Raw genomic sequence first — 7,906 nt, 5'->3', positions numbered from 1 at the left:
ACGAGTACCTCTACTCATCTTTAATCTCCTGATTAGAATGTACGTGGTTTCGGTGGAATTGCATCAACCGAAAGTGGTTTGTAACGCACTGGCTTGTACTCAAGACGGTTATCAGCAGAGAACCACAAGGTGTGTTTCATCCACTCGTCGTCACGACGGCCATATGGATACTCTGGGTGATCTGGTGGTAATTCGAAATCTACCACAGTGTGAGCACCACGACATTCTTTACGTGCAGCAGCTGAAATCAAGGTCGCTTTAGCAACTTCATACAGGTTTTCAACTTCTAGAGCTTCAATACGTGCAGTATTGAATACTTTAGATTTGTCTTTCAAGTGAATGTTGCGAACACGCGGCTCAATTGCAAGAATTTGTTTTACACCTTCTTCAAGCAGCGCAGTTGTACGGAATACACCCGCGTGGTCTTGAACGATGTCACGGATTGCATCAGCAACTTCTTGAGCATTCTCACCAGTTGTTGATTCATCCAGCTTACGAACACGCTTAATTGTGTTTTCAAGCACAGTTGTAGGAAGCGGTTCATACTCATCACCGTGGTGTTTAGTCACGTAGTCGATGATGTGCTGACCAGCAGCCTTACCAAATACAACCAAGTCAAGCAGTGAGTTTGTACCTAGACGGTTTGCACCGTGTACAGATACACATGAACATTCACCGATCGCATAGAAGCCTTTCACTGGTTTCGTGAAGTTGCGACCTTCTTGGTTAGTAGAATAGGTATCAGTATTCTTGTCGTAGTTCGTTACTAGAGCTTCAGATTCTGGAGACTCAGGAACAACTACCTGACCATGAATATTCGTAGGAATACCACCCATTTGGTAATGGATTGTTGGTACTACAGGAATTGGCTCTTTAGTAATGTCAACGTTCGCGAATTTCTTGCCAATCTCGAATACAGATGGCAGACGTTTCATAATGGTGTCAGCACCCAAGTGAGTCATATCAAGAAGGATATAATCGCCTTTAGGACCACAACCACGACCTTCTTTGATTTCCTGGTCCATAGAACGTGATACGAAGTCACGAGGAGCCAAGTCTTTCAGAGTCGGTGCATAACGTTCCATGAACGGTTCGCCGTCTTTGTTACGAAGGATTGCACCTTCACCACGACAACCTTCAGTTAACAGTACGCCTGCGCCAGCAACACCTGTAGGGTGGAATTGCCAGAATTCCATATCTTGTAATGGAATGCCTGCACGAGCTGCCATACCAAGACCGTCACCAGTGTTGATATAAGCATTAGTAGATGCACGGTAAACACGACCAGCACCACCTGTAGCGAACAATGTAGCTTTCGCCTGGAATACGGCAATTTTACCAGTTTCCTGATCAATTGCTGTCACACCCAGTACATCACCAGCTTCGTTACGGATCAGGTCAAGCGCGATCCATTCAACGAAGAACTGAGTACCCATTTTCACGTTGCTTTGATAAAGCGTATGAAGAAGCGCGTGACCTGTACGGTCGGCTGCAGCACATGCACGTGGAACTGCTTTTTCACCGTAGTTTGCAGAGTGGCCACCAAATGGACGTTGATAAATCGTACCGTCTGCGTTACGGTCAAATGGCATACCTAAATGTTCTAATTCGTATACCACTTGCGGTGCTTCGCGAGTCATGAACTCGATCGCGTCTTGGTCACCTAACCAGTCAGAACCTTTAACTGTGTCGTAGAAGTGGTAGTGCCAGTTATCTTCTTGCATGTTACCAAGAGATGCACCGATACCACCCTGCGCTGCTACAGTGTGAGAACGTGTTGGGAATACTTTAGTCAGTACCGCAACTTTCAAACCTGCTTGAGCAAGTTGGTAAGAAGCGCGCATACCAGAACCACCACCACCAACGATAACTGCATCGAAAGTTTCGTGTGGAATATTTGTGTAATCTTCTTTAGGGGTTATAGCGCCCATGATTGTTTCCTATCAATTCGCCCAAAAAATCTGGATTGCCCAGATCGCATATGCAAATACAGCAATAATCACTGCTGAAGTCAGTACAAGGCGTAAACCTGATGCTGATGGACCCATTTGACGAGTAGTCACATAGTCAGTGAATACCTGCCACATACCGATCCATGCATGCGCAACAAGAGATAAGACTGCCAACAAAGACATGATCTTCATTGGAACTGTCATCATAAAGCCGTACCATTGCTCGTAGTTGAAGCCACCATTCAGTAGAATCCAACCCAAAACGATAACAGTATACACAGCTAGAACCACTGCACTCACACGTTGAAGAAACCAATCACGAGAACCTGAACCTGTTAAACCAGTAGCACTTTTCATTAGAGTACGATCCATACAAATGCTGCAACAATACCGATTGCAGACAAGATTAATGAAATAATAGCTGCAGTACGACCGCTTTGCAGTTCTTCTGCAACGCCGATATCTGCAAGTAAGTGCTTAATACCAGTGAACAAATGATAAATTAAGCCGGCTACAAATACCCATACGATAAAGCGGACAAAGAAACCGTTAAAGATTTCCTGCACTTCAGCAAAACCTTCTGCTGAAGACAATGATTTATCCAACAGCCACAAAAGGACCGGTACGAGTAAAAATACGATGACACCTGAAAGACGGTGTAGAATTGATGCAATAGCCACGGGTGATTTTAAGTTTACTTCTAAAACTTGACCCATGGACAAATTGACAGGTCTGTTGCTTTTCACAGCGGGCATCCTGTAGTTAAAAACTCCATCCGGAGTTTGTTGGAATTAATTCGAAGGAAAGCTGGCATTATCAGGCAAATACATGCCTAAACATAAAACGACACTGAATTATAAAACGTGAACTATTAAAATACAAACAACTGTATTTGGCTTTTTGAACAAAAAACCTTTAAATAAGAATCATTAACAACAACTTTAAGTTCTCCCCCACTTACTTTACCTTCATATTCTCATTCTAGATATTTGTTTTTTAATAATTAACTTGATTAATTTAGTCTGTTATCTAGCCAAGCTTCGACTAAGTAGATTTAGACTAAAGATGAACAGCAAAAATATAATTTCAATCCTAAGTCCTTATTAATCCCAAGTAAAATCATAAGGATATATTTCACAAATAAATAATGACTATTTATATAAAGGCATCTCAATTTAGAATTTTTATACTAAAACCTACTTATCTCTTTGTAGATCATAGTTTTTTTGATGTTTTTAGACATTTTATATTCAAAAAAACACTTATATTTTTGATTAAGTTGTATTAAACAAAGTGAAGCAAATTTACGAGCTATTTTTTAGCCGATTAAACAGAGCCAAAAAAAAATTTATTGCTTTTATTTATAATTCAAGTTTGAAGTAAAAACTTCAGGAAATCGATGTAAGTTACGAGATTTATATAATTTTAAGTTGCGGCCTTAGAATATTTTCTCAATTTCTCCTTTATTTTTTGCTAGGAAAAAACACTTACAAATACGGCAAAGACTATATTTTTTTCTGCACCTTCTGTTCAATTTGACTTATTATAGAGGTTTGGTACTGTGATTTTATTAAACTTTTTATACCAAGATAAATGACTAAACCACCGTGATAATGTCATTTTTCATCCATAAGTATAATTGACAAAATTTCAGTAGCCACTAATCTTATAGCAAATTTTTGATCCGTCCGTTTTGTGCATTAAAAGATTGATAGGCAACTCGGATATACATTCACCAGGACAGGAGATCTATTGAATGTCTGAAGCAACTGGCAAGAAAGCCGTTTTACAGCTTGATGGCAAAGAAATTGAATTACCAATTTACAGCGGCACATTGGGCCCAGATGTAATCGACGTTAAAGATGTGTTGGCTGCAGGTCACTTTACTTTTGATCCTGGTTTTATGGCAACAGCTGCATGCGAGTCTAAAATCACTTTCATCGATGGTAATAAAGGTGTTCTTTTACACCGTGGCTACCCAATTGACCAGTTAGCAACTAAAGCTGATTACCTAGAAACTTGCTACTTACTTCTTAATGGCGAGCTTCCAACAGCTGAGCAAAAAGAAGAATTCGACGCTAAAGTTCGTAACCACACTATGGTTCACGATCAAGTAAGCCGCTTCTATAACGGTTTCCGTCGTGATGCTCACCCTATGGCAATCATGGTTGGTGTTGTTGGTGCGTTGTCTGCGTTCTATCACAACAATCTGGACATCGAAGATGTTAACCATCGTGAAATCACTGCGATTCGTTTAATCGCTAAGATTCCTACTTTGGCAGCTTGGAGCTACAAATACACTGTTGGTCAACCATTCGTTTACCCACGTAACGATTTGACTTACGCTGAAAACTTCCTGTACATGATGTTTGCAACTCCTGCAGACCGTGACTACAAAGTAGATCCAATCCTTGCGAAAGCAATGGACCGTATCTTCACGCTTCACGCTGACCACGAACAAAATGCTTCTACGTCTACAGTACGTTTAGCTGGTTCTACTGGCGCTAACCCATATGCATGTATCGCTGCTGGTATCTCTGCACTTTGGGGTCCTGCTCACGGTGGTGCGAACGAAGCTGTTCTTAAGATGCTTGATGAAATCGGCACTGTAGAAAACGTTGCTGGCTTCATGGAAAAAGTGAAAACTAAAGAAGTTAAACTCATGGGCTTCGGTCACCGTGTGTACAAAAACTTCGATCCACGTGCGAAAGTAATGAAAGAAACTTGTGACGAAGTTCTTGGTGCTCTTGGCATCAACGATCCACAGCTTGCTCTTGCTATGGAACTTGAACGTATCGCGCTTTCTGACGAATACTTCATCAAACGTAACCTTTACCCTAACGTAGACTTCTACTCAGGTATCATCCTTAAAGCGATTGGTATCCCAACAGAAATGTTTACTGTGATCTTCGCGCTTGCACGTACAGTTGGTTGGATCAGCCACTGGTTAGAAATGCACAGCGGTCCTTACAAGATCGGTCGTCCTCGTCAGCTTTACACTGGTGAAGTTCAACGCGACATCAACCGTTAATTCGGTTAGCGTTGAAAGACGTAAAAACCACCCTTCTGGGTGGTTTTTTTATGACTGACAAAAACCAACACAACCAAGATGTGAAAAACTTAAAATAGTAAACCTGAAGAATTTTCAATTTCTGCAAATTTCTAGAAATTACTCTTATATCGTTAAGGATTGAGTTTTAATGCTGTTTTACCTGCTTCCCTTCATCCTGAGAATGATTCGTTTTGATCAGTTTAAAAGCCGGAACTTAACTTCAGGGGAAATCAAGCTTTGCCAGCAAGTCTTTGCTGACCTGATTGACTATTCAGCAGTCCGTGTCATGAATCACCCTTTCCTGCCTTGGCAATCCAAGCATGTGATTATGGCACCAAGTGGTTATATTCACGTCCGCAACCTGAATTATCGGGACGATTATTCTAAAGAAAGCCGTTCTTATCAGGCGCTTTTCATTCATGAAATGACGCATATTTATCAATATCAGCAGAATATTAATGTGTTGTTTAAGGGCGCTTTTTTACAAGCCGCTTATTTTTTAAGTATGGGAAAATATAATCCTTACAAATATCAATTTAATCCCAACAAATCCTTTTTAGACTATAACATTGAACAACAGGGAGATATTGCACGCGATATTTTTTTAAAAAAAATCCCCAATATTATTCTAAAAAATCAGTTAAGCAGATGATATTGAATATTTTTCACTCAAGTATTCTGTTGATTTCTATTTTAGGAAAATAAACTTATTTAAATCCAATTGAGTATTTTTGTGCATTTACCAGAATAAAAAAGCACCATAATAAGTCATTTTTGACCATAACTTTGTGCATCTGTTTCAATTCTCCTGAAACAGCTCTAGCATCTGCCTCAAATTTCGATAAAATAAGCCAAGTAAGATATTTTTAGCTCGCAAATCAAGATTTAATGATCATGCGGTCATGACTTTTTTAATTTTGGCCATTTGGCATTTTGTTCGTATCAAACTGCACTCAGCTGGATAATTAGAATTTTAAAAATCAGTGATTTAGTGTATTCACCTATAGGAATAGGACTTAATTGGAATGAAAAGTTTTAAAATTGCGATTGCTCAATTCTCTCCACATGTGGGCAATTTAGATGCAAATACGCAGACAATGATAGATTTGGCAAATCAGGCCAAAAAAGATAATGCTGATCTTATTATTTTCCCTGAACTTTCAACTTTAGGTTATCCGGCTGAAGATTTATTAATTCGTCCAAGTCTGGCTAAACGTACAAAACTGGCGTTTGAGAAACTGACTGAAGTAAAAGATATCGTCATGGTCTTTGGTTTTGTCAATCAAACCGAAGATGGTGAACGCTATAACTCAGCCGCCGTTATGAAAGATGGCGAAGTTTTAGGGGTTTATAATAAACAGACATTGCCAAACTATGGTGTATTTGATGAGAAACGCTATTTTGGTGAAGGACATCAGCATCTGGTCTTCGAATATCTGGGACACAAATTTGGTGTCCTGATCTGTGAAGATGTCTGGTCATTGTCTACGGTTCAACAGCTGGCTCAATTGAATATTGATACTGCACTGGTTTTGAATGCTTCTCCATATGAAGTTGGCAAACCGCAACACCGTATCGATACCATGGCTGCGCTGGTCAAACAGTTGAATATCAATCTGGTGTACTGTAACCAGGTAGGTGGCCAAGATGATCTAATCTTTGACGGTACCAGCTTTGTACTCAATAAATCAGGCGAAGTAGCTCTGCAAGCGCCTAGCTTTGAAAAAGGCCTGTATATCGCTGAATATGATGCAGAAAAATTAGAGTTTAGCAAAGGCACGATTACTCCAGCGCTAGAAACCATGGCCGAGATTTATCAAAGTCTGGTGATGGCAACTCGTGATTATGTACAGCGTTCAGGTTTCCCAGGTGTAATTCTGGGTCTGTCTGGTGGTATTGACTCTGCCCTGACTCTTGCCATCGCAGCAGATGCGATTGGCCCTGACAAAGTCCAAGCAGTGATGATGCCTTATACCTATACTGCTCAGATCAGTGTGGAAGATGCTACTGAACAGGCGAAAACAATGGGTGTAACTTTCGGTATTGCCGAGATTAACCCGATTGTAAGTGGCTTCTTGCAAACCCTGTATCCATTCTTTGGCAATGCCCCTGTAGATGCCACTGAAGAAAACCTGCAAGCACGTGCACGCGGTACGCTATTAATGGCGCTGTCTAACAAGTTCGGCAATCTGGTTCTGGCAACTGGTAATAAATCTGAACTTGCCGTTGGCTACTGTACACTATACGGCGATATGGTCGGCGGCTTCGCGGTATTAAAAGATGTTTATAAAACCATTGTGTTTGAACTGGCGAAATATCGTAATAGCATCGCAGAAACTCCTGTGATTCCTGAGCGTGTGATTACCCGTCCACCATCTGCAGAACTTCGTCCGGATCAGGTCGATCAGGATTCATTACCGGCTTATGAAGTACTTGATGCGATTCTTTATGCTTATATTGAAGAAGATCTGAGTCAAGATGACATCATTGCCAAAGGCTTTGAAGCTGAAGTTGTGAAAAAAGTGATTCGTCTGGTTGATATTAACGAATACAAACGTCGTCAGGGTGCGATTGGTCCACGTATTAGCTCACGTTCTTATGGTCGTGAACGTCGCTATCCAATCGTTAACGGTTGGAAAGCAGGTATCTAAGTTTTAACTAAACTAGATTAGCCATAATGCCCAAGTAAATGCTTGGGCATTTTTCTATCTTTAGAAAAATAAATAGGGTTAAGAAATTAAAAGAAGATTCAAAAATTTAAACAGACAGAAATTTAGAAGAACTTTCTCTTAATTTTTTATTGATATTTTTAAGGCACAAAAAAAGAGACCAAGCTGAGAGCTTGGTCTTTAAAAATGGTGGCTATGACGGGACTTGAACCTGTGACCCCCGCATTATGAGT

6 protein-coding genes are annotated in these 7,906 nt (G+C 40.3%); 3 read left to right on the top strand and 3 right to left on the bottom strand.

The genetic code is table 11. The annotated features are described in order from the left end of the window. Positions 1–32 precede the first annotated feature (32 nt). From B4J23_RS12110 to sdhC, 3 genes are read right to left on the bottom strand one after another with little or no spacing between them, the layout of a single operon-like run. On the bottom strand, positions 33–1,931 hold the full coding sequence (locus B4J23_RS12110; protein WP_004782979.1) for an FAD-binding protein: 1,899 nt from the start codon (positions 1,929–1,931) through the stop codon (positions 33–35). 12 nt (positions 1,932–1,943) lie between these two features. Further along, entirely contained in the window at positions 1,944–2,309 is a 366-nt protein-coding gene (gene sdhD, locus B4J23_RS12105) for a succinate dehydrogenase, hydrophobic membrane anchor protein (protein WP_291360928.1), read from the bottom strand. Beyond that, entirely contained in the window at positions 2,309–2,707 is a 399-nt protein-coding gene (gene sdhC, locus B4J23_RS12100; protein WP_291360926.1) for a succinate dehydrogenase, cytochrome b556 subunit, read from the bottom strand. The genes sdhD and sdhC overlap by 1 nt, the downstream gene beginning before the upstream one ends. A gap of 1,001 nt (positions 2,708–3,708) precedes the next feature. Between sdhC and gltA the strand changes: the two genes are divergently transcribed. The 3 genes from gltA to B4J23_RS12085 all read left to right on the top strand — a co-directional run bounded on the left by gltA (position 3,709) and on the right by B4J23_RS12085 (position 7,655). Then, positions 3,709–4,983 (top strand): citrate synthase, encoded by a 1,275-nt coding sequence (gene gltA / locus B4J23_RS12095; protein ID WP_004782984.1) that lies wholly within the window; start codon positions 3,709–3,711, stop codon positions 4,981–4,983. Positions 4,984–5,152: 169 nt separating this feature from the next. Next, a complete protein-coding gene (locus B4J23_RS12090) occupies positions 5,153–5,656 on the top strand; it encodes a hypothetical protein (protein ID WP_291360924.1) in 504 nt (167 codons plus the stop codon). Positions 5,657–6,029: 373 nt separating this feature from the next. Further along, positions 6,030–7,655 carry an NAD+ synthase gene (locus B4J23_RS12085; RefSeq protein ID WP_159122816.1) on the top strand — a complete coding sequence of 542 codons (1,626 nt, stop codon included), beginning with the start codon at positions 6,030–6,032 and terminating at the stop codon, positions 7,653–7,655. The last annotated feature ends 251 nt before the right edge of the window (positions 7,656–7,906 follow it).

It is taken from the genome of Acinetobacter sp. UBA3025 (assembly GCF_002367915.1).
Lineage (GTDB): Bacteria > Pseudomonadota > Gammaproteobacteria > Pseudomonadales > Moraxellaceae > Acinetobacter.
The sequence above is the reverse complement of the archived record's forward strand: the minus strand, read 5'-3'. Positions and strand labels throughout refer to the sequence as shown.

Excerpts from the sequence above, each read along its gene's own strand:
- gltA (WP_004782984.1), top strand. The coding sequence starts at position 3,709 with ATGTCTGAAGCAACTGGCAAGAAAGCCGTTTTACAGCTTGATGGCAAA.
- B4J23_RS12085 (WP_159122816.1), top strand. The coding sequence starts at position 6,030 with ATGAAAAGTTTTAAAATTGCGATTGCTCAATTCTCTCCACATGTGGGC.
- B4J23_RS12110 (WP_004782979.1), bottom strand. The coding sequence starts at position 1,931 with ATGGGCGCTATAACCCCTAAAGAAGATTACACAAATATTCCACACGAA.
- sdhD (WP_291360928.1), bottom strand. The coding sequence starts at position 2,309 with ATGAAAAGTGCTACTGGTTTAACAGGTTCAGGTTCTCGTGATTGGTTT.
- B4J23_RS12090 (WP_291360924.1), top strand. The coding sequence starts at position 5,153 with ATGCTGTTTTACCTGCTTCCCTTCATCCTGAGAATGATTCGTTTTGAT.
- sdhC (WP_291360926.1), bottom strand. The coding sequence starts at position 2,707 with ATGCCCGCTGTGAAAAGCAACAGACCTGTCAATTTGTCCATGGGTCAA.